This is a genomic window from Bacillus cereus group sp. BfR-BA-01347, from assembly GCF_022663835.1.
GTDB classification, from domain to species: domain Bacteria; phylum Bacillota; class Bacilli; order Bacillales; family Bacillaceae_G; genus Bacillus_A; species Bacillus_A thuringiensis_K.
In genome coordinates this window covers 1-26,013 of sequence record NZ_JAKUGG010000010.1, presented here as the reverse complement: position 1 = coordinate 26,013, position 26,013 = coordinate 1, and the positions used below count along the sequence as shown (strand labels likewise).

Here is a 26,013-nt window from a genome sequence, read left to right as displayed (position 1 = left end):
TTTTTTTACTCTAATATGTTTTTTAGTGTATCGATATGTTCTTTTGAACCTGTTACAAGTAATGTGTCACCGTGTTGTAGTCTTGTATCACCATGTGGTATTAATGCTTTGTTACCGCGGTAGATTTGAATGACAAGTACATCACCTAAAAACGGGAGGCGGCGAAGCGCAACGCCGTTATATTTATTGCTGCGCAGTTCAACTTCACGTACTGTTTCGTTTGCTGTTGTAATTAAGCGAACGAGACTAGGTTTATCAATAAGTGCACGTAATAAAATACGTGTAGAGTTAATTGTTGAGAATACAGCGATATGTTCTTGCGTTGCTTTTTCTTGTAGAAGTGGATCTTCTACACTTGCAATAACATGTTCAACACCTAGCTCTTTTGCATGTTCTGCCAATAATAAGTTTTGTTCATCATCGCTTGTTGCAACAACGACGCGATCTGCATCAAATGCTGTTTGTTCAGTTAATGATGCGATTGTAATATCATCTAATTTCACGATAGGAAAGTCGTGTGATTTCGCTTCTTCATCATTTATTTTGTTTTGCCGCATCATATATAGCGTTACGTCATAATCTTCTCGTTTTAAATCTAGTGATAACGGAAGGGTAATTCTGCTCGCGCCAATAATAGCTACTTTTGGTTTTGGTGTTTCTACTTTTGGGAACATTTTTTTAAACAATATAGGTGCAAAAATACAAGTAATAACTGCGCTTAAAATAAGAGAGGCAGATAAACTTGGACTGATAATCCCCAGTTTTTCACCAATTTGTGCAGCCGCAATAACTAAAGAAAGTGTCGATGTTAATAAAATTGCACTTCCAAGTACGATATTACGTGGATACCATTTTCTTAAGACGAGTGATGGTAAGAGTTTCGAAATAAAGAGTCCTACAATTAAGATTGGGATCATTAGCATGCTAGAAGGTTCTTTGAAAATAGACCACACCTCTAGATTTACACCAACCATTACGAAGAAAATAGGGATGAAGAAACCATAGCCGATAGAATCAAGTTTTTCCACCATATCTTCATTTGGTGATAATAACGATACAAGTACACCTGCTAAGAAGGCTCCTAAAATATTTTCTGCTCCAACAGATTCCGATAACCCAACTAAGATTAAAATGAGTGCAAAAACAGCTCGTGTATCAATTTGTACACTACCAGCTTTTAAACTATCTAAGTATGGAATGTTTTTAAAGCGTTTTGCAATAAAGTAAATGATAATACCGGCACCGAATAGAATAAGTAAGAGCCACATACTTTGGCCGCTTTCGGAATTTAATCCGACGAAAACAGCGAGTAAAATCATTGTAACTAAATCTGCAATAACAGCAACTAATAAAATGATTTGTCCGATTGCAGTTTTTCCTAGGTTGTTCTCTTTTAATGTTGGTACAACAACACCTAAAGAAATAGTTGAAATAATTAAAGTCATGAACATTGCATTATCTACGAATCCTAGCCATACGAATAGTAATGATAGGGCATAAGATAAGATGAAAATAAATAAGAAGATAATGCTTGCTGCTTGAAATGTATTTGGTTCGTTTGTCGTATTCTTTTTCCCTTTTTGTTTAAAGATAGAAAAATCAATTTCTAAACCGCTTAAGAACATGAGGAAGATAAATCCTAATGTTGATAAAACTTGAAGCCATATATCTGGCTCAATAATATTAAACCCACTTTTACCTACAAAGATTCCTGCAATAATTTCTGCAACGACCACAGGAAGTGCTTTTAATTTAAAGCGTTGTAACAAAAGGGGAACGAAAAACGCGATTGCAACGACAACCATAAGTGATAGAACAGAAGTATGATGTTCCATTGCGTTCTCTCCCTTCAAATAAATATAGTACCTATTTAGCCATATAATAGGTAGAAAAGCAACGCATATGGATTCGATTTCATAAAGAAAGAGTTTTCTTAACATTTGTCATAATAAGTATATTTTTCATGATTATGTTGTTAATTCCGTAATGTGGATGTAATAGGGGAGAGGATAAAAAAAGGACTGCTGAGCAATCTCAGCAGTCCTTTTCATGTACATTACATTGAGAAGAAGATCCATACAGTTAAACCAACAGTTGCGGTTGCAACGAAGAAACTGTAGATCATAGTAAGAATTTGAACTCTTCCTTCTCCTTCTTTTAAATGCATGAACATAATTAATTGTAACAACGCTTGCGCAACAGCCATTATGATAATGGTAGTTAAGATCGTTGATAGTGGCAGGTTTGTGTAAAGTGCCACGTATAGAGCTAGAAACGTTAGTGCAAGCGATAAAATAAATCCGAAAACGTGTGACCAAGGGAATCCGCTATGCGCATGCCCGTTTGCTTGATTGTTATTTTGACTCATTTACGCCACCATCCCGTTCAAGTAAACTAGTGTGTAAATAAAGACCCAAACTAGATCAAGGAAATGCCAGTATAAGCTGATAATAAATACTTTACGAGCTGTAACTGGTGTTAAACCTCGTTTTAAAATTTGGATAATAACACAAATTGCCCAAATGATACCGCCTGTTACGTGGGCTCCGTGCGTTCCAAGAAGAACGAAGAATCCAGATAGGAAAGCACTTGTTTGAATTGTTGCGCCTTCACCAATATACATAATGAACTCTTCAATCTCGAAGAATAGGAAGCCTGCACCTAAAAGTAATGTAAGGACGAACCATCCAAGCATCGCTTTTTGGTTGTGCTTACGCATTTCGTGAATCACGATACCACATGTGAAACTACTTGTTAAAAGTAGTAATGTTTGAATTAAAAGCGTTTTAAGTTCAAACAGTTGTGCTGGTGTTGGACCATCTGCCGTACGACCAGCAAGTACTAGATAAGAGGCGAAAAGTGTTGCGAACAGCATAATTTCAGCCCCAAGAAAAATCCAGAATCCTAGGATATTCAATCTGCTTTGTTCGGATTGATATTCCAAAGGTAAGCTTTTATCTAAAGCCGCCATATCATTTCACCTCTCATGCTACATGTTCTGATTTTTTAATTTCATCAACACTAATATAGTAACCTTCATCGTAATCGAATGAACGATAGATTAAGCAAGCTAAAATACCAATGCCGCCGATTGCTGCAAGCCAGAACCAGCTAAATACTAATGCGAAACCTGCAAGACCGAAGAATCCAGACGCAATAATAGGCACACCAGAGTTACTTGGCATGTGAATTGGTTTGATGTCTTCTTCTGCTGGTGTAACTGTTTCCCCGCGCTTCTTCATGTACCAGAAAGCATCAGCTTCTTTAATTTCAGGAAGTTTCGCGAAGTTGTAATGTTGTACAGGAGATTGAGTAGCCCATTCAAGTGTACGGCCATCCCATGGATCTCCAGTTGTGTCACGTTCACCGTGACGAGCACTCCAAATTACGTTGTAACAAAGAAGTAGGAAACCAATACCCATCATTACCGCACCAACAGATGCGATTTGGTTTAGCCATCCCCATCCAAGACTTTCAGAGTAAGTGTACATACGACGAGTCATACCATCTAAACCTAAGAAGTACATTGGGAAGAAACAGATGTTGAATCCGCTCATAAAGATCCAGAATGTCCATTTACCTAGGCGTTCATTTAACATATGACCAGTCATTTTTGGATACCAGAATGTAAATCCAGCAAGCATAGCGAATACTGTACCTGCGATTAATACGTAGTGGAAGTGAGCAATTAAGAAGTAGCTGTTATGGTACTGATAATCAGCTGCTGCCATACCAAGCATAACCCCTGTAACCCCACCGACTACGAAGTTTGGAATAAATGCCAATGACCAAAGCATTGGAACTGTAAAACGAATACGTCCTTTATACAGCGTAAACAACCAGTTAAAGATCTTAACACCGGTTGGAATCGAAATCGCCATTGTCGAAATCGAGAAGAATGAGTTAACCGCTGGACCTGCACCCATCGTGAAGAAGTGGTGAAGCCATACGACGAAACTTAGTAAAGAAATTGCAACCATTGAGTATACCATCGCACTGTAACCGAATAGACGCTTACGTGAGAATGTACTAATGATTTCAGAGAAAATACCGAATGCCGGTAAAATAACGATATATACTTCAGGGTGACCCCATACCCAGAATAGGTTGGCCCATAACATTGGCATACCGCCGCTCGCCATCGTAAAGAAGTGAGCATCGAATAGACGGTCAAATGTCATTAATGCAAGAGCAACTGTTAATACTGGGAAAGCGAAAATAATGATAATTGTTGTAATTAAGATTGACCAAGTAAACATTGGCATTCTCATTAAAGTCATACCAGGTGTACGCATTTTTAAGATAGTAACAAGGAAGTTAATACCTGTCATTAACGTACCGAGACCTGAAATCTGTAATGCAATTGCGTAGTAGTTATTTCCTACACCAGAAGTAAACTCTGTACCTGCCATTGGGAAGTAAGAAGTCCACCCAGCGTCTGGAGAACCACCGATTACGAAAGCGATGTTGAATAACATTGCTCCGACAAAGAATAACCAGAAACTTAAAGCATTTAAGAACGGATATGCAACGTCACGAGCACCAATTTGTAATGGTACTACAAGGTTCATTAATCCCATAACGAATGGCATTGCCATGAAAAGAATCATTACTGTACCGTGTGTTGTAAAGATCCCGTTATAGTGTTCAGCGTTTAAATAAGTTGTTTCTGGGAATGTTAACTGTGCACGGATCATTAAACCATCCATACCACCACGGAATAACATGATAACCGCAGAAATAATATACATAGCTCCGATTTTTTTATGGTCAACAGTTGTCAACCATTCGTCCCAAAGCCATTTCCATTTTTTATACTTTGTTAGTACGAAAATGATTGCTAATGTCACAAGAACGATAGAAGCGTCTGCACCGTAAATAATCGGGTCACCTGTGACAAAGAATTCATCAAGCTTCACTGTGTTCACTCCAATCTGTTGGAATAATAGCTATTATTTTTTGTTTTTGTAGTAGTTGTAATCACAATATTCAAGTGATTTTGGATCTACATAACTTAAGTGGTGACTAGAGAATGTCATACGACCAACTACACCAGGTTTAACAATTTCGTTGTACTTATCTTCTGTTAGTTTAGGAGCAGTTTGTTGTACTTCTTTAACCCACTTGTCATATTTCTCTTTAGTTTTTGCTTCAACTTCGAACTCCATGTGTGTGAATCCTTCACCAGAGAAGTTCGCGCTACGACCTAGGTAAGAACCTGGCTTATCAGCTTGTAAATAAAGATCCATAATCATGCCATCCATTGTGTACTTCATACCACCAAGTTCTGGTACCCAGAAAGCATTCATTGGGCCGACAGAAGTCAGTTTGAATTGAATTGGTACACCAGCTGGGATGTTTAAATAGTTAACGGTTTCAATTTTTTCCTCTGGGTAACTGAATAACCATTTCCAGTTTGCAGATGTAACATAAATTTCAACTGGTTTAATATGTTTGGACTCTTTCGGCACCTCTTCAGAAGCATAAGTTGCTTTTACTGTTGGAATCGATAATGCGATAACGATAATAACAGGAACAAGCGTCCAAATAATTTCTAGTAATGTGTTACCGTGTTGTTCAGGTGGCTCATAGTCCATATTCTCTGGTTTTTCACGATAACGAATCAAGATGACTGTAAACAGAATGAATACAATTGCGATAATTAATGACATAAGCAAGAATGACCAAACAATTAAATCATACTGTGCTTTTGCAACAGGTCCTTGCGGATTTAATACTGCGAGTTTTTTATCACAGCCACCGAGGAACAGAAGTAATGATAACGGAAGAAGCGAAGCCAACTTCCAAAACGCTTTCTTTAGTTGCACGATTGAAAATCTCCTTTCTCCTTGGATTGAAACTATGCCAATAAAACAATATAAACCTATTAATTTATAGAAGGCAATAGTTTTTGATATATTGTTAAAAAATAGACACAAATGCACACTTTTTAAGGTGAATATCATTTGTAACTTGATTACATTGTAAACTATTTTCCAGAGAAAAACGTGATTGTGAAAATTTTAAGATAAATAAAGTTATACCAGGATATCCAAGAAATAGAAAAAAGCTATCTTATCATAAGAAAGATAGCTGAATGTTTTGTATATTTAGTTTATTTATCGTGTGACAGTTCGCGGCTGTTCAAGTGTGACAATTTTTTTATATTTAACTTGGTATAAAATGTAACAAATAATCATAAATGGAATGCCACAATAAAGAGCAATTCTTTGATCTGGAATGAAAGCCAAACTAACAAATGTAATGAAATTGAGCGAGAACGCTACGATTGGAACTAGTGGATAGAGCGGTGTACGATATTTTAAATCATTTATGTCGCCACCATTTTTCACGAAATTTCTACGGAAGAAAAACTGTGAAGCGGCGATTGACATCCAAACGACAACGGCAGCCATTGCTGCAATAGATGTTAAAACTAGAAAGACAGTATCTGCTGCAAATACACTTGTTAATAAGGAAAGGCTAGCAAAAATCAGACTGAAAATTAATGCATTTAGCGGTACACCTTTTTTAGTTAATTTCGTAAATGCTGGGCTTGCCATTCCTTGTTTTGCCATCGCCCACAGCATACGAGAATTTGCGTATAGACCAGAGTTAGCAACGGATAATACAGCTGTAATAATAACAAAGTTCATAATGTCCGCTGCATATGGGACACCGGCTACATCAAAAACAAGTACAAACGGACTTTCGACTAGATTAGCCTCTTGCCATGGGAGTAAACCTACAACAACTGATATCGCTAAGACGAAGAAGAAGAGAGTTCGCCAAATTGTATTTTTGATCGCTTTTGGAATTGTTTTTTCAGGATTTTCACTTTCTCCTGAAGCGATTCCGATTAATTCTGTTCCTTGGAAGGAGTAATTTACTGTAATCATCGTAAGAAGAACAGCTAATGCACCATTTGGAAATAGCCCGCCATTTTCAGTGAAATTATGAAGCATCGGAGCTGGCTTTCCATTAAAGTCTAGTAAACCGAACATAACAGCCCCACCAAGTACAATGAAAATAACGATTGTTGCGACTTTTACACTTGCGAACCAAAACTCTGCTTCTGCATATGCTTTTGCTGATAAAGCGTTTACGAGGAAGAGCGCTGCTGCAAATGTAACGCACCAAATCCATGAAGAAACGTCTGGAAACCAGCGTTTCATTAAAATACTTACAGTTGTCAACTCTACACCAACTGTAACAGCCCAATTTAACCAATACATCCAACCGACAACAAATCCAAAACCAGGTGAAATGAATTTGCTTGCATAGCTTTGGAATGAACCTGCTTCTGGCATAGCAACAGATAATTCACCAAGACATAACATCGTTAAATACATAACAAATCCACCGACTAAAAATGCAAGAATAGCGCCACCAGGTCCGGCATTATGGACGATTTGACCAGATCCCATAAATAGCCCGGTTCCGATAACACCACCGAGTGCAATCATAAATAGGTGTCTACTTTTCATTGTTCGTTTTAAATTTGTTTGTTCAATTTGTTGATTCATATGCCCCTCACCCCGTATTTTCTTGAATGTGTGAACTTCATTTTATTCTGAGTTTTTAATCATTAGTGGGGGATGCAACACACACTCGGTTTATTTGCTATGAAATGAATGGAGTATGTAAAAAACGAACTATGACTAAATACTCTAAGAATGTTTGTTAACATGGTGATATCTTCACTATGTTAACAATTTTGATTTTAGCAAAATATTCTGGAAATGTATATTTATTTTTCTTTTTATTAAAAATAATTAGAATTTTTACAATTAATTTTATGAGCGATAATTCACATGATCTTTCTAGCAAACTAGTAAGAAGAAAGGTACAATGATAAGAGTTGTGTCTGTAAAATAATAATTAATGGAGTTTTGTTTATAATGAAAAAGTTAAAATATCTTTTTGTTTTTGGTATTATACTTGTTGCTGCATTTTTTATAGGGAAAGATAAAATCATGCAAAAGGCGCAAGTTTTACGCTTAGAGTTTCTATCTGAAATGAAAGAAGCAGCTATGATTGAAGATGTTCCGTTTATTAAACAATTACCAGAATTACCTCGAGGATGTGAAGTGACAAGTTTAGCTATGTTGCTGCAATATAAAGGTGTACAAGTAGATAAGATGCAACTTGCTAGCGAAATTTATCGTGTTCCATTTGAACAAAATGGTTTGCGTGGAAATCCTTACGAGGGATTTGTAGGAAATATTTATACAAAGGCAAAGCCTGGATATGGTGTATACAATAAACCAATCTTTGATTTAGCAGAAAAATATGTTCCTGAAAAAGTAATTAATTTAACAGGTAGAGACATGCAAGATATATATAAAGTAATTAGTTCTGGCTCCCCGGTATGGGTCATTATTAATACGACGTTTAAGCCGCTAGCTGAAAGTAGTTTTGAAACATGGAATACGAGTTCAGGCGAAGTGAAAATTACATATTATGAGCATAGTGCAGTAGTAATTGGATATGATCAAAACTTTGTATATGTAAATGATCCTCTGAAAAATAATCCACGTTTGGCTGTTCCACGAGCAGAATTTGAGAAAGCTTGGGAGCAAATGGGAAAACAAGCGATTACTATTTTATAATAAAGAAAAAGTCATCTTTTGGATGGCTTTTTCTTTTTGTTTTATTGTAATTGAAAATTCAGAAGATTCTTTTAAAAGTTAACAATTCACGTTATAATAACATTTAACTTGGTGAAGAAGGAGTGAAGGGGTATGGATGTTGCAAAGGAACTTGTTTTGTCAAAAAATCAGTTAGTTGAGTGGAGAAGGCATTTTCATAAGTATCCAGAGTTATCTTTTCAAGAAGAAAAAACATCGCAGTTTGTGTTCGATATACTTCGGAAATGCCCATATTTAGAAGTGTCACGGCCGACTAAATATAGTGTGATGGCAAAGTTAGTAGGTAAACAGCCGGGCAAAACAGTTGCGGTTCGAGCCGATATGGATGCTCTTCCTATTCATGAAGAAAATGAGTTTGACTTTATTTCTAAATATCCGGGTGTAATGCATGCATGTGGCCATGATGGACATATAGCGATATTACTTGGGGTTGTACATAAGTTAGTAGAAGCAAGAGAGAAGATTAAAGGGGAGATTCGTTTTCTATTCCAACATGCTGAAGAAAATTTTCCTGGTGGTGCAGAGGAAATGATTGCGGCAGGTGTAATGGAAGGTGTGGATTATATCATTGGTGCTCACCTTTGGGCGTCGTTAGAGGTTGGGAAAATAGGCGTTATTTATGGTCCTGCAATGGCTGCACCGGATGTTTTTAAAATTAGGATAGAGGGAAAAGGTGGACATGCTGGAATCCCTCATGAAACGGTAGATAGTATCGCAATCGGTACACAAGTCGTTTCGCAACTTCAGCAAATTGTATCTCGCCTCACGAATCCATTAGATTCTCTCGTAATATCCGTTACGCAATTTCATGCGGGGACAACTCATAATGTAATACCAGAGCAAGCGGAGATTGAAGGGACAGTGAGGAGTTTAAGACATGAGTTACGAGGTGAAACAGAGAAGAAGATTGAGCGGATTGTGAAGCATATTACGGAATCTTACGGAGCGAAATATACGTTTTCTTATGAATATGGATATCGACCAGTTGTAAATAATTATGAAGTTACAGAGCTTATTGAACAAACGGCATTACAACTTTATGGAAGAGATAGAGTTGTTCGTTTGCAGCCGACGATGGCTGGAGAAGATTTTTCAGCGTTTTTACAAAAGGCACCAGGGGCATTCTTTTTTATCGGAGCGGGAAATAAAGAGAAAGGTATTATATATCCTCATCATCACCCTCGTTTTACGATTGACGAAGATGCATTACCGATTGGAGTGGAAGTCTTTGTATCAGCCATTATGAACTTTATAAGTAAAGGAGAATGAGATGAAGAAAATACACATTCTAGCGCTTATCCCAGTTCTTTGTTTAGTAGTTGGGCCAATATTTGCGAATTCAGTTACTCCTTACGTATTAGGGATGCCATTTTTATTATTTTGGGTATTATTATCAGTGTTTATTACATCTCTTTGTATGGGGCTTGTGTACGTGTTTGATCCTGCTAATAAGGAGGATGTAAAATGACTGCATTACTTATCATTATTTTATTTTTGTTTCTCGCACTATTTTTAGGGATTCGGGCACAACATGGAAAAGATATGAATTTAGAGCAATGGTCAGTTGGGGGAAGAGGATTTGGCACTATTTTTGTTTTTCTCCTGATGGCAGGTGAGATTTATACGACGTTTACATTTTTAGGGGGAAGCGGCTGGGCGTATAGTAAAGGAGCACCTACCTTTTATATTTTGGGATATGGTGCTTTAGCTTATCTTTTATCGTATTTTTTATTACCACCAATTTGGAAGTATGCGAAAGAGCATAACCTTGTTTCGCAGTCGGATTTTTTTGCGAAGAAATATAGAAGTAAAGCTCTTGGACTTATTGTTTCAGTTGTTGGTGTTGTTTCCATCATCCCATATCTTGTTTTACAGTTAAAGGGACTAGGGATTATCGTTTCAGAAGCTTCTTACGGAAGGGTGTCACCTGTTGTTGCAGTATGGATTGGTGCTATTGTTATAACTATATATGTAATGGTTTCAGGTATACACGGTTCGGCTTGGACGGCTGCTTTGAAGGATATTATGATACTGTTTATCGTTATGTTTTTAGGTATATATTTACCGTATCATTATTATGGAGGATTTCAGCCTATGTTTGAGGCTGTAGAAGCAGCGAAGCCGGGATTTTTATCTTTACCTGAAGAAGGAATGAGTATTTCTTGGTTTGTTTCTACTATTATATTAACGGCCCTAGGTTTTTATATGTGGCCTCATACATTTGCTTCTGCTTTTTCTGCAAAAAATGAAAAAGTATTTCGTAAAAATGCAGCAATTATGCCATTGTATTCTTTAGTGTTACTTTTCGTATTTTTTGCAGGGTTTGCTGCTATATTGCAAGTTCCTGGGTTAAAGGGAGCGGATGTGGATCTTTCGTTATTCCGTCTTGCTTTACAAACTTTTGATCCTTGGTTTATTGGAATTATTGGTAGTGCGGGAGTATTAACGGCGTTAGTTCCAGGCTCTATGCTTGTTATGGCGGCTTCTACACTGTTAGCGAAAAATATTTATCGAACGATGGTTCCATCTGCTTCAGATAGACAAGTTGCTAAAGCTGCAAAGTTATTTGTACCTGTAGTAACGCTCGTAGCAGTTTTATTTACATTTAAAGGAGGAGAAACAATAGGAGCCCTTCTATTAATGGGGTACAGTATTGTTACACAACTTTTCCCTGCACTTGTATGTAGCTTGTTTCCACGTCAGGTTATTACGAAGCAAGGAGCGATTGCAGGAATGGGAATGGGGTTATTAGTTGTTGCATATATCACTTTATCGGGCTCTAATATAGCTACGATGTTTCCGAGTTTTCCGCAGTCTATAAAAGATTTAAATGTAGGTATAGTCGCATTGTTAATTAATATGATTGTGATGTTTGTAGTTAGTGGATTTACAAAAAGTGTATCTATAAAGAAAAACAGCATAATAGTAGAAAAGTAATTCGTTTATTAGAGCTATCTTTGAAAAGAGATAGCTCTTTTTTGTATATATTTTCTTCTATTAGCGGAATCTAACTAAAAACTTGTTGAAAAGGAAGTTAGGTGGGGAAATTGTTAGAGCTTGAAGGTAACTTATTTGAAGTTATGAAAGAAATTAGGGATGAGTTAGGTTCACCTAATGATTTAACAATTAGAGAAGTTGCTCTTGCTGGGAGTTTTACACGTTGTGCGGTTGTGTTTTTATGTGGGTTAACAGACAAGGATAATGTTTATAAATATGTCGTTCGTACGCTGCAATACGAAGAAATTCCAAGTGAGGAAGCCGTTGTTCAAACGTTATTGGATCGTTTTATTTCTATCGCAGAAGTTGGTGTAAAGACGAAGTTTCCAGACATTATGAATGCGATTTTAGCGGGAGATACAGTTATATTAATTGATAATATTCAAACTGCTATCGTTATTAATAGTAGGGCTTGGGAGAAGAGAAGTTTAGAACCACCAGTGACAGAAGATTTAATACGTGGACCGAGGATCGGATTAAATGAAGATATTAACGTGAATAAAATGTTAATTCGCCGTAGTTTACGTGACCCAAAGCTGAGATTTCAATCTTATATTATAGGGAAGAGATCCCAAAAAGAAGTAACTTTAGTATATGTAGAAGACGTTATTAATCCTTACATTGTAAAAGAGTTAGATCGGCGTCTTCAATCAATAGTGACAGATGTCGTTTTTGAGACGGGAACGATTGAGCAGTTAATTCAAGATAATAATTTGTCACCGTTTCCACAATTTTTGAACACAGAAAGGCCTGATAATATTGTGGCCTCATTAATGAAAGGTAAGGCGGCTATTTTAGTGGATGGATCACCGTTTGCTCTTATTGCGCCATTAGTATTTGTTGATATTTTTCAATCTGTGGAAGATCATTATGAGCGCTGGGTAATTGGGACTTTATTAAGAATTTTGCGGATGGGTTCTGGTATAATTGCGATTTTAATGCCAGCGATGTATGTAGCGCTCGTCTCATATCATCAAGGACTTATTCCTTCTAAATTGGCTTATTCAATTGCTGGAGCAAGAGAAGGGGTTCCGTTTCCTGCATATATTGAAACGTTAATGATGGCATTAACGATGGAGCTAATACGAGAAGCAGGAATTAGGTTGCCGAAACCGATGGGGCAAACAATTGGGATTGTAGGTGGTCTTGTAATTGGAGAGGCAGCGGTGAATGCAGGAATTGTAAATCCATTTTTAGTTATCATTATTGCGGTTACAGCTATTGCTACATTTTCACTTCCAGTGTATAGCATCACAATTACGTTTCGGATTTTACTTTTCGTCTTTGTATTAGCAGCAACGGCTTTTGGGTTGTATGGAATCATTCTAGCTCTTATTGCGCTTGCTGTTCATATTACAAATTTAACAAGTGTTGGTGTACCGTATACAACTCCAATTGCTCCTGCATTTTATAAAGATTGGAAAGAGGAGTTTATTCGCATGCCAAAATCAATGTTGAAAGAGAGACCGGAATATTTACAAACGAAAGATTCTACAGTACGTCCAAAGGAGCGAAAATAATTGAAACCATTTGAGTATGGCGATGAAGAAATTGGATCTCGGGAAATTGGGTTTGCGGTATCATCGACCATTATTGGTATAGGAGCATTATCTATGCCAAGGGATATTGCTAACCAAACTTTATTTTCAGATGGTTGGATTATTTTGCTTTTGGGTGGATTGATATGTGCAGTTTTAGGCTGGTTTGTAACGAGGGTGGCTATTTTATTTCCAAAACAAAACTTTGTTCAATATACGAGTGCACATTTGACAAAGCCGGTAGCATACACGATTAGTATGGTTTTAGTATTAACGTTTGCTGCTTTGACAGCATATGAATCGCGAATGATTTCAATTATTTCTCAAACGTATTTATTTAGTGAGACACCGATACAACTACTGTCTTTCTTCTTCTTACTAGTTGTTATTTACGGAATAGCAGGATCAAGAGCGGCCTTATTAAGGTTAAATGTTCTATTTTTACCTATTGTTTTAATTGCGATAGTGCTTCTTTCTTTATTGAATATAAATTTAATGGAAATAAACAATTTATTTCCAGCTTTTCAAACGGAAGTAAGTCAGTACGCTGTTGGGGTTAAAAATTCTATATTCACATTTATTGGATTTGAGGTAGCTCTGTTTTATGCTGTGTTGTTGAATGATAAGACAGCGAAAAAGGCACCAATGGCAGTTGCAAAAGCCGTGATAGTAAATGTGCTCTCATATATTTTAATTTATGTAACTTGTATTAGTGTTTTTACGTATATGACAACTCGTGGATTGACATATCCAACAATTGAATTAGGGAAAGAAATTGAAATTGGTGGAGGCTTTTTAGAAAGGTTCGATGCAATTTTTTTTACGACTTGGATTATTACTATTTATAACACTACAGCAATGTATTATGACGTCGCATCTTTATTGTTTTGTGCCATGTTTCCGAAAGTGAAGAAACATATTTTTATTTTCGGAAGCGCGCCTCTGATTTTTATGCTGAATATGCTCCCTGGTAATTTAGATACGTTATCAAGTTACGGAACGTATTTAGCGTGGATAGATATGGGGTTTGTCGTATTAGCTCCTTTGCTAGTTTTTATTGTATATAAAATGAAAAGAAGGAATGGTAGAAATGAAAAACCTTCTTAAAATTATAATGGTTATGGTTTTAGCTGGATTTATAAGTGGGTGTTCTGAACTAGAAGAAATAGAAGAAAGAGGATTTGTAGTAGGCGCAGCTTACGATATTGTGAAGAAAAAGAAATCAAATCCGATTATGAAAGGGACGTATCAGATGGTACTTCCCAGTAAGTTAGCACAACAAGGTGGACAGGGCGATGGAGATAGTGAAAATTATATTAACGTAAGTGCGAAAGCAGATAGCGTCTTCGAGCAAATAAGAATAATTGCTAAAAAAATTAGTCGAACATTATTTTTTCCGCATATACAAGTCATTATTTTTTCGGATGAATTACTAGCGAATCCGTATGTTTTGCAAAATACGTTAGATGTATATTTTCGTGATCATGAAATGAGAAGAAATATTCGTTTGTTCGTTTCCAAGAAAAATGCAGAATCTATTTTAAAACAGAGCGCCAAACCTGAAAACTTACCGGCGCAGTACATTGATATGTTAGCTGAACATCCTCCGAAAAACGCTCAAATGATTGAGGCGGCGAGAATTGGTGAGGTACAAGGGAAAATGATCGCAGATCGAAGTTTTGCATTACCTCTCTTAGGATTAACTAAACAAGGAGTACAAATGGAAGGAGCGGCATTGATCCGTGGAAAGGATAATAAGTGCGTTGGAACTTTGAGTGGAGAACAAACATTAGGAATGAACTATGTAATAGGTAAAAAAATTGGAGGTTTCTTTACTGTTCGTAAAAAGAATCAGCTCATTACATATGAAATTCATAAGTTGCGCCGAAAGATTCAGGTGTCTACTGAAAATGCTACAAAACCGAAGTTTGATATTCATTTGTCCACAGAAGGCATATTAGCTGAGTTACATTTTAATGAACCGAAACAAGTGATGAATGAAAAGTTTTTAAAGAAAGAGATTTCAAAGGAAATGAAGAAGCGTATTGAAAAGTCTATACAGCTTGTTCAAAAAAAATATAAGGTAGATGTATTGGAATTAGGAGAGGTATATAAGAGGCATAATTATAAAGAGTGGAAGAAAATTAGTAAGAATTGGGATCAAGGTCAGAATTATTTTAGTAATGCTGAAATTAATGTTCACGTTGATCCAACAATTGAACATTCAGGTTCAGCATTACCAAAGAAAGTGAAGTAAGGTGATGGAAGTTGTTTACTGGATTAGGAATTAGTTGCACAATATTAATAGCGATTCTTCCAGGAGCCATATACTTTATTCATAAGAAACTCACAACGTATGGAGCGCAACCTTGGAATACTGATGTGCAAAAAAAGAAACCTGAATGATTTCAGGTTTCTTTTATACAAAGCATATGTGAAGGGGGATACCTTCTATGTATGCTTTGCTTTATACAAGCCCTAACCAATGTACCAATTGTGTAGAGAGGAATGTCACAACAATAGCGATAACGGTAGGGATTGCAAACGATAAGAATGTCCATTTTGCACTTTTTGTTTCTTTATATATGTTAACCAGTGTTGTTCCACATGGGAAATGAAGAAGTGAGAACAACATTGTGTTTAACGCTGTTAACCAAGTCCAACCATTTTCTAAGAATAAATTTTTAATTTGATTAAAATCATCTATTTCAGTTAAAGCCCCGGTTGATAAGTAAGACATTAATAAAATTGGGATAACAATTTCATTTGCTGGTAGTCCAAGAATGAACGCAGCTAGAATAAAGCCATCAAGTCCTAACATTTTAGCGAATGGATCCAGGAAGTTTACAAAATACATAAGTAGACTTGTATCACCGATGAAAATATTAGCTAGTAACCAAGTTAATGCAGCCGCAGGGGCAGCTACAACAACAGCTCGTTTTAAAACATAGACTGATTTATCGAGTGTTGCACGCACAATTGTATTCCAAACCTTTGGCTTACGGTACGGCGGTAACTCAAGTGTGTAGTGAGTTGGAACGCCTTTTAAAGCTGTTTTTGATAGTACCCAAGAAACGGTTAATGTCATAATAATACCAATTACAACCATTCCAACTACAACGCCGGCAGTAACAAGTGTTTGCATACTACCTGTATAACCAGCAGCCATAAATAATGAGGCCATTAAAATTAACATAGGCCAGCGACCGTTACAAGGTACGAAGTTGTTTGTTAAGATTGCTAGCATACGTTCACGTGGTGATTCAATGATACGTGTTGACATAATGGCTGCTGCATTACAACCAAATCCCATTGCCATTGTTAAAGATTGTTTCCCGTGTGCACCGGATCGTTTGAATAAGCGGTCCATATTAAACGCGACACGTGGTAAGTATCCGTAGTTTTCTAATAGCGCGAACATAGGGAAAAAGATTGCCATAGGTGGTAACATAACGCTAATAACAGCACCGATACCACGGAATAAACCAAGTATTAAAATGCCGTGTAACCATTCAGGTGCATGTGCTGCTTGGAACCAAGATGTTAAATATCCTTCGGCCCATCCGAAGAATTCGGCAATCATATCAGATGGTACGTTAGCGCCTGCAATTGTAAGATAAAAAATAATAGATAAAATACCAAGCATAATTGGGAATCCCCATATTGGAGATGTGAAAACTTTATCTAGTTTTTCGGAACGATATAATTTATCAGTATTTGTATATTGGACGGATTCTTTACATATGCTTGCAGATGTTCGGTAAATATCTCCGACTATATCATCTCGTATATCTTCTTTTGAAAGTGTTTGTGCATGTTGAATAATATAGTCTAATGGAAGAGCTTTACTGGCTGAGTGAGATTCCATTAATTACGACCTCCCTTACAAGTGGTTCATTATGGTGTTTTTGAAGTGTAGTTAAGAAATTTTTATCTCCATCTAGTATACGTAACGCAATCCAACGTGCTGGATACGTATCACCGAACACTTTATAAATTTGTGGTTCTAATTCCTGAATCATATTTTCGATTTTTTCGCTGTAAGTAATTTTAATTGGTGTTGGAATTATTTTTTTATTTGCTACTTTTGCAATAACATTCAGCAAATGACCAATACCTACTCGGTTACGTGCTGAAATTTTAACGACAGGCACACCAAGTGATTTTGCTAATTTCTTTTCATCGATAACGATGCCTTTTTTCTCAGCTTCATCAATTAAGTTAATACAAATGACTACGTTACTCGTCATTTCAATCACTTGAAGTGCTAAATTTAAATTTCTTTCCATTGCAGTTGCATCTACAACGACTACAGTTACTTCTGGTTTTTCAAATATAATATAATCCCTTGCTACTTCTTCATCCGCAGAGTTTGAATATAGTGAGTAAGTTCCAGGTAAATCTATTAATGTATATTTACTTCCGTTATGTTCATATTCCCCTTCAGCTTTTAAAACAGTTTTTCCCGTCCAGTTGCCAGTATGTTGTTTTAAGCCTGTTAAAGTATTAAATAATGTACTTTTCCCGGTATTCGGGTTACCAGCTAAAGCGATACGATGTTTGCTCATCTGAAATCATCTCCTATTAATACCCCGAAAATAAGGGAACTTTCTTCTTTGCGCAGTGCAATAGTTGTGTTGCTTACTTGATAAGCAACTGGATCTCCAAGTGGACTGCGTTGCAATACTTTAATCGTTGCCCCAGGGATAAATCCCAAATCTAATAAACGTCGTTTCATAGTTCCTTCTAATTGTATCTTCTCAATTTGTACAAACTCTCCTGTTCTAAATTCGGAAAGTGGTTTTGTATTAGCCGATACCATAAAAGTTACCTCATCTCTATATTGTTAGTTTAAGTTTAAAAAGTTTCCTAAGGTAAACTTTTTGTTAGTAATATAGTAGACCACGTTGGATTATGTTGTCAATTAGTACTTTAAAAATATTCATTTAATTTTAGAATTGTTCCAATTTATTTAGTTGTACTAAAAAATATTACTGAAATTCTTTTTAATGTTCACAAATTAGGCGTGTAAAAGTTACAAAATGCGCGGAATTGTAAATCTAACTTTAACTAGAAAGGGAAAAGATAGAAAAACATTTACATTGAATTTACATTGTTAAGAATAAATTTACATTACAGCATAGTTAGTGTGGTTTTTGTTGGATTCTTTAACTATAAATGTTGGGATTCCTAGCTTTTAAAGAGTATTATCGTCATTTACTTAAAATTAAAAATTGCTTAACACTCACATAATATTGTTGTCCTACAATGAATTTGTGTTCGAAAGAAAATGAATTCGAAAAGCGATAATCCAAATGGGGGTACAAGACATGGTTATGAAAAAAGGTATTAAATTTTCTTTAGCAGCTTTAGTGGTGGCAGGAGCGTTAGTTGGATGTGGGAAAGCAGAAGATACAGCTAGTAAAGAAACTGCTAAAGGAAGCGATAATACAAAACAAGAGTTATCAGGTACGATTGCAGCAGCTGGTTCTACAGCTCTTCTACCTCTTGCGGAGGAAGCTGGAAAGAAATTCATGGAGAAAAATTCAAAAGTTTCTATTCAAGTACAAGGTGGCGGTAGTGGAACTGGGATTAACCAAGTAGCATCGGGTGCAGTACAAATTGGTAATTCAGATGTTCCATCAGGAGATAAAATAAAAGATGCTGAAAAAGCGAAAGAATTAGTAGATAACAAGGTTGCGGGTATTGCATTCGCACTTGTCGTAAATAAAGATGTAAAAGTTGATAACTTAACAGTGCAACAAGTACAAGATATCTTCACTGGAAAAGTAACAAACTGGAAAGAGGTAGGCGGGAAAGATGAAAAAATCAACGTAATTAACCGTCCGGCTTCATCTGGTACACGTGCTACATTTGAAAAGACAGTTATGAAAGAAGCAAAGATTAATGATGGAACTGGTACGACACAAGATTCTAACGGTGCAGTAGAGCAAGCGATTAACTCTACTCCAGGTTCAGTAAGTTATTTAGCGATGTCTTACATGGTTGGCGACAAAAAAGGTGCACTACAAACAGTGAAAATTGATGGTGCTGAACCAAAAGTTGAAAACATTTCGTCTGGTAAATATCCATTCTGGTCTTACGAGTACATGGTAACAAAAGGTGAAGCGAAAGAAGCAACAAAAGCTTACATTGATTATGTAAAAGGTAAAGACTTTGAAAAGCAAGTAGAAGATATGGGTTACATCCCAATGTCTAAATTAAATAAGTAATAAAGTTTATGGGGCTGGCTGCAAGGCCAGTCCTGTTCATTTCAATCTATGAAGTGGGGTCTGACCTGTGATGAAGGGGAAAAAACAAATTAATTACGTAAAAAGTGAATATATAGGAAGATCGCTTGTTACGTTTTGTGGTATTTTTATTGTTTTAATTACATTAGCTATTATCGCGTTTATTTGTGGTAAAGGTATTCAATCTTTTACACAAAGCGGTATTTCATTTACTGAGATGTTAACATCCACAAAATGGAATCCAAATGCTGACGAAGGAACCTTCGGGGCTTTGATTTTCATTGTAGGTTCAACAGTGGTTTCGTTAGGTGCGGTTATTATTAGTGCGCCAATTGCTATAGCTCTTGCTATATTCATGAATTTAATTTCGCCGAAGTTTGGAAATAAAGTATTGAAGCCTGTTTTAGAATTATTAGTTGGTATTCCTTCGGTTGTATACGGGTTATTAGGGGTTACGATTTTAGTGCCGCTATTACGTGATTCGTTTGGAGGAGTGGGCTTTAGTTTAATTGCAGGTATTGTTGTATTAAGTATTATGATTTTACCTACTATTGCTAGTATCGCTTCTGATGCAATACGCTCTGTTCCATTTGATTATTTAGAAGCTTCTTATGGTTTAGGGTCAACGAAATGGCAAGCGGTTAGCCGAGTGATTGTTCCTGCTGCGAAAAAAGGGATTTTAACAGGTATTGTTTTAGGTTTAGCGCGTGCTTTTGGTGAAGCATTAGCGGTTCAAATGGTAATCGGGAACACAATTAAATTACCAGAAGGAATATACAGTCCGACAGCAACGTTAACTGGTATTTTGACAATGGACATGACAAATACATTAAACGGAACTGCTTGGAACAATGCGCTATGGACTTTAGCGATGATTTTACTTGTTATTTCATTCCTGTTTATTTTAGTAATTCGAGCGATTGGGCAAAGAGGTGAGCGATAATAATGAATGCAAGAACGGTAAATAAAGTTTGGACAGGTATCTTTTATGCAGTTGCAGCTTTTGTTGTAGCTTTACTAGTATTCTTAGTGTTTGAAATTCTGCAAAAGGGATGGGGATTTTGGGATCCTAATTTCTTGTTTGGAGAACCAAGTAATACAAGAGCTGGTGGTGGGATTGGTCCACAGTTATTCAATTCCTTCTACATGCTTGTTATAACGCTTGTTATATCTATTCCTCTTGGTTTAGGTGCTGGAATATATTTAGCGGAGTACGCAAAACAAGGACGTTTTTTAAATTTTGTTCGTTTATGTATTGAGACAATGGCGTCTTTACCTTCGATTGTTGTTGGTTTATTCGGTTTGTTAGTGTTCGTTACAATGACAGGCTGGGGATACACAGTAATGGGTGGTGCTCTTGCTTTAACTATTTTAAATTTACCAGGTTTAACACGTGTTTGTGAAAATGCGATTTCAGAAGTTCCTCATAATGTAAAAGAGGCAAGTCTTGGATTAGGTGCAACGAAGTGGCAAACGATTGCTCGTATTATTATCCCATCGTCATTACCGCAAATTATTACAGGTATTATTTTAGCGGCGGGTCGTATATTTGGAGAAGCGGCAGCATTAATTTACACAGCGGGTTTAACATCGCCGATTTTAAATTCAGCAGCGGATTTCTCAAGTCCTGCGCATCCTTTAAATCCGTTTAGACCAGCTGAAACATTAGCGGTTCACATTTGGAAATTAAATTCTGAAGGAGTTATTCCAGATGCGAAGTTGATTGCGACAAAATCTGCAGCTGTATTAATTATTATGGTATTATTATTCAATGTTATTTCACGCTTGGTAGCGTCTATATTACACAAGCGTTTTACAGGAACGAAAAGAAAAAGTAAAACGACGAAGAAGGTAAAAGCGGCATAAGTTACAAAGGAGAACTCTCTATTTATAAGTAGGGGGTTCTTTTGTATTTTAATATAGAAGGAATGGATGTAATGATTGTTGAATTTGTAATTAATTATAAAGAAGAACAGATGTAATTTAGAGAGGAGTTTTAATTTGTTTTTTCTGCAAATGTCAGGTTTTCCTGGGTCAGGAAAATCGACAGTTTCTAAGTATATAGCGAAATCAACAGGTGCTGTAATTGTAGATCATGATGTTTTGAAATCCGCGTTGTTAAAATCATTAAAAGTAAAAGGAATTGAATCAACGATTGTTGGAGGGCTTGCGTATGATGCCGAATGGGTATTGATTGATTCTTATTTAGAACAAGGGCATAGTGTTATATTGGATAGTCCGTGTTTATATGAGGGAATGGTTGAAAAAGGGATTGAACTATCAAATAAACATGGTGTGAAATATAAATATATTGAGTGTTATCTTAATGATATGGAAGAGATTAATAGGAGACTGCAAACACGTAAGCGTATGATCAGTCAAATTGAAAAGGTGGAGTCGGAAGTAGGTTTTAAAAAGTGGTTAAATGGTAGTAAAAGACCTTCAAATAATGAATATCTTATTGTGGATTCTAGTAAACCTATAGAGCGATATGTGGAAAAAATGATGCATTATATGATTAAGTAGAGAAAAGGTGTTATCTTCATTTTTGAAGATAACGCCTTTTGTTTTTAAATATCAGGTGTTTCTGTAGAAGTGCTGATTTTCCTACGGGAGCGTCTTTTTCTCCCAATTTTATCTAACAGTTCATACATAACTGGAACGACTACTAATGTAAGAACAGTTGAGACTGCCAAACCACCAATGACAACGACGGCTAAACTTTTTGATACCATACTTCCTGCTTGGGATTGGCCAAATAGGAGTGGGAGCATAGCAACGATTGTTGTAATAGCTGTCATAATAATTGGGCGTAGTCTAGTAGAACCTGCTTCAAGTAAGGCTTCTCTTGTTTCCATTCCGTGTTCCCGATTTTGTTGGACTCTTTCTATTAATACAATAGCGTTTGTAACAACAATACCGATTAACATTAATGCGCCAATTAAGGAATTTACATCAACAGGTGTTCGTGAAATGATTAATCCTAAAATACCACCGACAGCAGCTAGCGGCAAGGAGAATAGGATTGCAAAAGGAGCACGTGCTTGCCCGAAGGTGATAACCATAATTAAATATACAATACCGATTGCAATCCCCATAATTTTGAATAAATCCGTAAAATTCTCTTGCATAGATTCAGTAGCTCCTGCGATATTTACTTTTGCACCGCTAGGTAAATCTAAGTCAGTCATCGCTTTATTTACTGCTGTGTTTACTTTGCTCAAATCTTCATTTGAAGCTTCGGCGGTAATTTGGATTGTTTCTTTTCCATCTTTATGGAAAATTTCTGTTTGCGTTTGTTTTTCTGAAATAGTTGCGATGTCTTTTAAAGGTATTGGGCCATTAATAGGTGATAGTATGTTTGTATTTAAAATATCTTCTTGTTTATTAATGTTTTCTTTTTTGTGTTCTATCATAATAGTAGTTTTTTCGTTATTAATTGTAATTTCGCCAATAGGTGATTTCTTCATAAGGAATGCTACTTGTTGCGCAGCTATTTCTGGTGTTAAACCTAGTTGTTCAGCCTTTGTTTGATCAATATGAATTTGCCATTCTTTCTTAGAGTCTTCTAAATTTGTTTTTACTTTAGAAAGATCATCCATGCTTTTTAGTTTTGTTTCAACGATAGTAGCCGCCTCTTTTAAATTCGCTTCGTTAGTAGCTGTTACGTTAAATTGTAAGTTATTGCCGCCGCCAGAGCTTGAATAACTTGTTTTTATATAATCAAGTTCAGCAGGCTCAAAAGTTTTATTTTCCTTTTTTAACTCTTTAATATATTGATCAATATCAGAACCTTTTTTAAAGACTACGAATATACTAGCGAGGTTATTTTTAGTTGTTTGCCCCCATTGTGCATCTTCTGCGCTAGATCCCATTCGTAAAATAACGTCTGTTATATCTGAATTAGAAAGTAATTTCTTTTCAAAATCAAATGCTTTTTGTTTTTGAGATTCAGCATTATAATCTGCTGGAAATGTCATGTTAATAGATAACATTGTGTCGTCTTCAGATTTTATGTTTGCTTTCGGTAGTAATATATAGGCTGCAATTGATCCTACAAATAATAAAAATGCAGTAAGTAGAATAATGAATTTATGAGAAAGAGCCCACTTTAACGTAGCGACATATCGTGATGAAGAACTTGGCTTTCGATGCTTTGTTTTTTTGAGTAGTAAAAAAGCCATAAGTGGAACAACTGTTAGTGCAACGATTAAGGATGATAGAATAGAATATACAACTGCTAATACCATAGGTAACATTAATTTTCCGATTGCTCCTGATACGAGGCCGATAGGTAAAAAAACAGCAACCGTTGTTAAAGTAGAAGAAGTAATTGCGACTGCGACTTCTTTCGTTGCATCGAGAATGATATCTTTAGAGAAAGAATCTTTTTGTAAACGGCGGAAAATATTCTCGATGACAACGATACTATCATCGACGAGACGTCCAACTGCAACAGCTAAACCACCGAGTGTTAAAATGTTAAGCGTAATGTTAGATTGATGTAGTAAAAAGAGTGTTAATAAAATAGATAATGGAATACTGACAACAGCGATGAGTGTTGTTCGGAAGTTACGTAAAAAGATTAAGATAATTAGAGTTGCAGCGATTGCTCCAAGTATTACTTCTTTTCCCATGTTAGTAACAGCATTTTCAACTTGTTCATGGGTTGAAGCCAAAAGTTTAATAGAAAATTGATCTTTATATTCCTTATCTATCTCTTTAACTTTTTTATCAATCTCTTTTCCAATGGCAACTGCATTTTTACTCGGTTCTTTCATGATGATTAATCCTGTGCCTTCTTCTCCGTTTATATGTGAGATTGTATCGTAGTGTTGTTTAATTTCAATTTGAGCAATGTCTTCCAATTTCACCTGGGGTGCCACAGTGATGTTTTTAATGGCATTTACATTTTTTATGTCCCCAATGACGCGGAGGTTGTATTCTTCCTGATTAACAGTAATTGCCCCAGCTGGAGTAGAAGTTTCTTTTCCTTGTAAAACAGTTAGTACCTGCTGTGATGTTACGTTTTTATTTTTTAATTGGTTCGGATCAAGTACGATAGATAATTCAGAGGTGGATTTTCCGAAAAACATAACGTTGGCAACACCATCAATGTTTTCGAGTTGTGGTACGATTTCTTTTTCAATTTGTTTTTCATCTGCTTTTGAAAAACCGTTTTGTTTCTGGATAGTAATTTGAGCGAGTGGAATCATAGAAGTGTTTAATTGACTAACTACGGGCTTGGTTACATCTTTAGGTAATTTAATTGTATTGACGGCTTTTTCGACTTCGCGTGCTGCATCTTTCATGTTTGCTTTTGATGTATACGCAATGTCAATACGTGATAATCCCTCGTATGTAGAAGAAGTAATGGTGTCGACGTGTTCTAAATTGCGAAATTGTTTTTCGAGAGGATCAGTTACATCCTTTGTCATCGTTTCAGCGTCGAGTCCTTGAGATAAGGTTGTGACGGTAATTGCCGGATTGTCGATACTTGGTAAAAATTCCATAGGTAATTTAGAGCCGGAATAAACACCGAGTATGGAAATGAGAAAGATCATGATGATAATGGCAGCTCGGTTTTTTAATGAAAACTTTGTTAACCTATCCATAAAATAATTCCTCCATTGGTTTATTTATAGTTGAGTGCGTCCTTTCTTACTATATAACAAAAAATGGATATTTTTCATTAATTAAATGTAAAAAAATTCTAACAATACCCTTAAGTTTATATTAGGATTGGAATGTTGTTAATTTGTAGGGGGGAATTTTCGAATGAGAAGGAAGGGGATAATGCGCGTGAGTGACTGTTTAATGTAGATGGGATTTTTTCTTACGGCTAATTTGTATAGTTATTTTATAGAAGGATAATTATTATAAACCTTAATATAGAAGAGAATGAAAATTTGGGAAGGTATTGTGAAATTCAATTTTGTTGAATGAAGTGTAGTAGTATACAATCAGAATAACTATTTTTAGTAGAGAGGATAATAGTTATTTCTATAGAAGAAAGTAGGGTAGATAATTTTTTTATATTTTTATAAAAAAACACTTGTTATTTAAAAAGTGTGATGGTATATTAATAAACGTCGCTGATGCGGAAACGCAGAAAACGACAAAAAAGAAATTTTAAAACTTAGTTGACATCGAAAAATGAAGATGTTAATATGATGAAGTCGCTTCTGAAGCGACGGACAAGTTCTTTGAAAACTGAACGAAACAAACAACGTGAAACGTCAATTTTTATTTTAGATGCTAGACAAACTAACTTTATTGGAGAGTTTGATCCTGGCTCAGGATGAACGCTGGCGGCGTGCCTAATACATGCAAGTCGAGCGAATGGATTAAGAGCTTGCTCTTATGAAGTTAGCGGCGGACGGGTGAGTAACACGTGGGTAACCTGCCCATAAGACTGGGATAACTCCGGGAAACCGGGGCTAATACCGGATAACATTTTGAACCGCATGGTTCGAAATTGAAAGGCGGCTTCGGCTGTCACTTATGGATGGACCCGCGTCGCATTAGCTAGTTGGTGAGGTAACGGCTCACCAAGGCAACGATGCGTAGCCGACC

The 26,013-nt window shown here is 36.2% G+C and carries 21 protein-coding genes and 1 rRNA gene; 12 read left to right on the top strand and 10 right to left on the bottom strand.

The features are described from left to right. Nucleotides 1-5 precede the first annotated feature (5 nt). The 6 genes from MR143_RS15840 to MR143_RS15815 all read right to left on the bottom strand — a co-directional run bounded on the left by MR143_RS15840 (nt 6) and on the right by MR143_RS15815 (nt 7,526). Entirely contained in the window at nt 6-1,835 is a 1,830-nt protein-coding gene (locus tag MR143_RS15840) for a monovalent cation:proton antiporter family protein (protein ID WP_000399958.1), read from the bottom strand. A gap of 221 nt (nt 1,836-2,056) precedes the next feature. Further along, nucleotides 2,057-2,368 carry a cytochrome aa3 quinol oxidase subunit IV gene (qoxD, locus tag MR143_RS15835; protein WP_000081349.1) on the bottom strand — a complete coding sequence of 104 codons (312 nt, stop codon included), beginning with the start codon at nt 2,366-2,368 and terminating at the stop codon, nt 2,057-2,059. Further along, on the bottom strand, nt 2,369-2,971 hold the full coding sequence (gene qoxC / locus MR143_RS15830; RefSeq protein WP_000729317.1) for a cytochrome aa3 quinol oxidase subunit III: 603 nt from the start codon (nt 2,969-2,971) through the stop codon (nt 2,369-2,371). Nucleotides 2,972-2,984: 13 nt separating this feature from the next. Then, a complete protein-coding gene (gene qoxB, locus MR143_RS15825; RefSeq protein ID WP_000762377.1) occupies nt 2,985-4,919 on the bottom strand; it encodes a cytochrome aa3 quinol oxidase subunit I in 1,935 nt (644 codons plus the stop codon). Nucleotides 4,920-4,952: 33 nt separating this feature from the next. Further along, nucleotides 4,953-5,828, bottom strand: coding sequence for a cytochrome aa3 quinol oxidase subunit II (locus MR143_RS15820; RefSeq protein ID WP_001176167.1), 876 nt, complete (start codon nt 5,826-5,828; stop codon nt 4,953-4,955). A gap of 291 nt (nt 5,829-6,119) precedes the next feature. Continuing rightward, nucleotides 6,120-7,526 carry an amino acid permease gene (locus MR143_RS15815; RefSeq protein WP_001075768.1) on the bottom strand — a complete coding sequence of 469 codons (1,407 nt, stop codon included), beginning with the start codon at nt 7,524-7,526 and terminating at the stop codon, nt 6,120-6,122. A gap of 375 nt (nt 7,527-7,901) precedes the next feature. On the opposite strand from MR143_RS15815, the gene MR143_RS15810 reads away from it, so the two are divergent. The 7 genes from MR143_RS15810 (at nt 7,902) to gerLC (ending at nt 15,443) form a co-directional block, all read left to right on the top strand. Then, nucleotides 7,902-8,612, top strand: coding sequence for a C39 family peptidase (locus MR143_RS15810; protein ID WP_000734496.1), 711 nt, complete (start codon nt 7,902-7,904; stop codon nt 8,610-8,612). A 132-nt stretch (nt 8,613-8,744) separates the two neighbouring features. Continuing rightward, complete coding sequence (locus tag MR143_RS15805) at nt 8,745-9,920, top strand: amidohydrolase (protein WP_000382121.1); 1,176 nt, start codon at nt 8,745-8,747, stop codon at nt 9,918-9,920. 1 nt (nt 9,921) lies between these two features. Then, the gene (locus tag MR143_RS15800; protein WP_000719836.1) at nt 9,922-10,119 is read left to right on the top strand and encodes a DUF3311 domain-containing protein; all 198 of its coding nucleotides are present in this window, start codon (nt 9,922-9,924) and stop codon (nt 10,117-10,119) included. Next, nucleotides 10,116-11,588, top strand: coding sequence for a sodium:solute symporter family protein (locus MR143_RS15795; RefSeq protein ID WP_000125940.1), 1,473 nt, complete (start codon nt 10,116-10,118; stop codon nt 11,586-11,588). Before MR143_RS15800 ends, MR143_RS15795 begins: the two co-directional genes overlap by 4 nt. 101 nt (nt 11,589-11,689) lie before the next feature. Continuing rightward, nucleotides 11,690-13,168 carry a spore germination protein GerLA gene (gene gerLA / locus MR143_RS15790; protein ID WP_003300032.1) on the top strand — a complete coding sequence of 493 codons (1,479 nt, stop codon included), beginning with the start codon at nt 11,690-11,692 and terminating at the stop codon, nt 13,166-13,168. Next, nucleotides 13,169-14,293: a spore germination protein GerLB gene (gene gerLB, locus MR143_RS15785; protein ID WP_000801999.1), complete on the top strand. Its 1,125-nt coding sequence runs from the start codon at nt 13,169-13,171 to the stop codon at nt 14,291-14,293. Then, nucleotides 14,277-15,443, top strand: a complete 1,167-nt coding sequence (gerLC, locus tag MR143_RS15780; protein WP_000793363.1) for a spore germination protein GerLC — start codon at nt 14,277-14,279, stop codon at nt 15,441-15,443. The genes gerLB and gerLC overlap by 17 nt, the downstream gene beginning before the upstream one ends. Nucleotides 15,444-15,653: 210 nt before the next feature. Here the strand turns inward: gerLC and MR143_RS15775 are convergent, their stop codons facing one another. The 3 genes from MR143_RS15775 to MR143_RS15765 are packed head-to-tail and all read right to left on the bottom strand — an operon-like array spanning nt 15,654 to nt 18,008. Continuing rightward, nucleotides 15,654-17,054, bottom strand: a complete 1,401-nt coding sequence (locus MR143_RS15775; RefSeq protein ID WP_000443617.1) for a nucleoside recognition domain-containing protein — start codon at nt 17,052-17,054, stop codon at nt 15,654-15,656. Beyond that, the gene (locus MR143_RS15770) at nt 17,032-17,754 is read right to left on the bottom strand and encodes a FeoB small GTPase domain-containing protein (RefSeq protein WP_000033858.1); all 723 of its coding nucleotides are present in this window, start codon (nt 17,752-17,754) and stop codon (nt 17,032-17,034) included. Before MR143_RS15770 ends, MR143_RS15775 begins: the two co-directional genes overlap by 23 nt. Then, nucleotides 17,751-18,008, bottom strand: a complete 258-nt coding sequence (locus tag MR143_RS15765; RefSeq protein ID WP_000252992.1) for a FeoA family protein — start codon at nt 18,006-18,008, stop codon at nt 17,751-17,753. Before MR143_RS15765 ends, MR143_RS15770 begins: the two co-directional genes overlap by 4 nt. Nucleotides 18,009-18,516: 508 nt before the next feature. On the opposite strand from MR143_RS15765, the gene MR143_RS15760 reads away from it, so the two are divergent. From MR143_RS15760 to MR143_RS15745, 4 genes are all read left to right on the top strand, one after another. Continuing rightward, nucleotides 18,517-19,419: a phosphate ABC transporter substrate-binding protein PstS family protein gene (locus MR143_RS15760; protein WP_000245105.1), complete on the top strand. Its 903-nt coding sequence runs from the start codon at nt 18,517-18,519 to the stop codon at nt 19,417-19,419. A 70-nt stretch (nt 19,420-19,489) separates the two neighbouring features. Next, entirely contained in the window at nt 19,490-20,380 is an 891-nt protein-coding gene (pstC, locus tag MR143_RS15755; RefSeq protein WP_000676674.1) for a phosphate ABC transporter permease subunit PstC, read from the top strand. A 2-nt stretch (nt 20,381-20,382) separates the two neighbouring features. Beyond that, the gene (gene pstA / locus MR143_RS15750) at nt 20,383-21,303 is read left to right on the top strand and encodes a phosphate ABC transporter permease PstA (protein ID WP_000994135.1); all 921 of its coding nucleotides are present in this window, start codon (nt 20,383-20,385) and stop codon (nt 21,301-21,303) included. A 135-nt stretch (nt 21,304-21,438) separates the two neighbouring features. Next, a complete protein-coding gene (locus tag MR143_RS15745) occupies nt 21,439-21,963 on the top strand; it encodes a P-loop nucleotide/nucleoside kinase family protein (RefSeq protein ID WP_000465766.1) in 525 nt (174 codons plus the stop codon). 44 nt (nt 21,964-22,007) lie between these two features. Here MR143_RS15745 and MR143_RS15740 read toward each other — a convergent pair whose 3' ends face one another. Continuing rightward, nucleotides 22,008-25,052 (bottom strand): efflux RND transporter permease subunit, encoded by a 3,045-nt coding sequence (locus tag MR143_RS15740; protein WP_000375533.1) that lies wholly within the window; start codon nt 25,050-25,052, stop codon nt 22,008-22,010. Between the two features lie 658 nt (nt 25,053-25,710). On the opposite strand from MR143_RS15740, the gene MR143_RS15735 reads away from it, so the two are divergent. Beyond that, nucleotides 25,711-26,013 (top strand): 16S ribosomal RNA (locus MR143_RS15735); the annotation flags it as partial.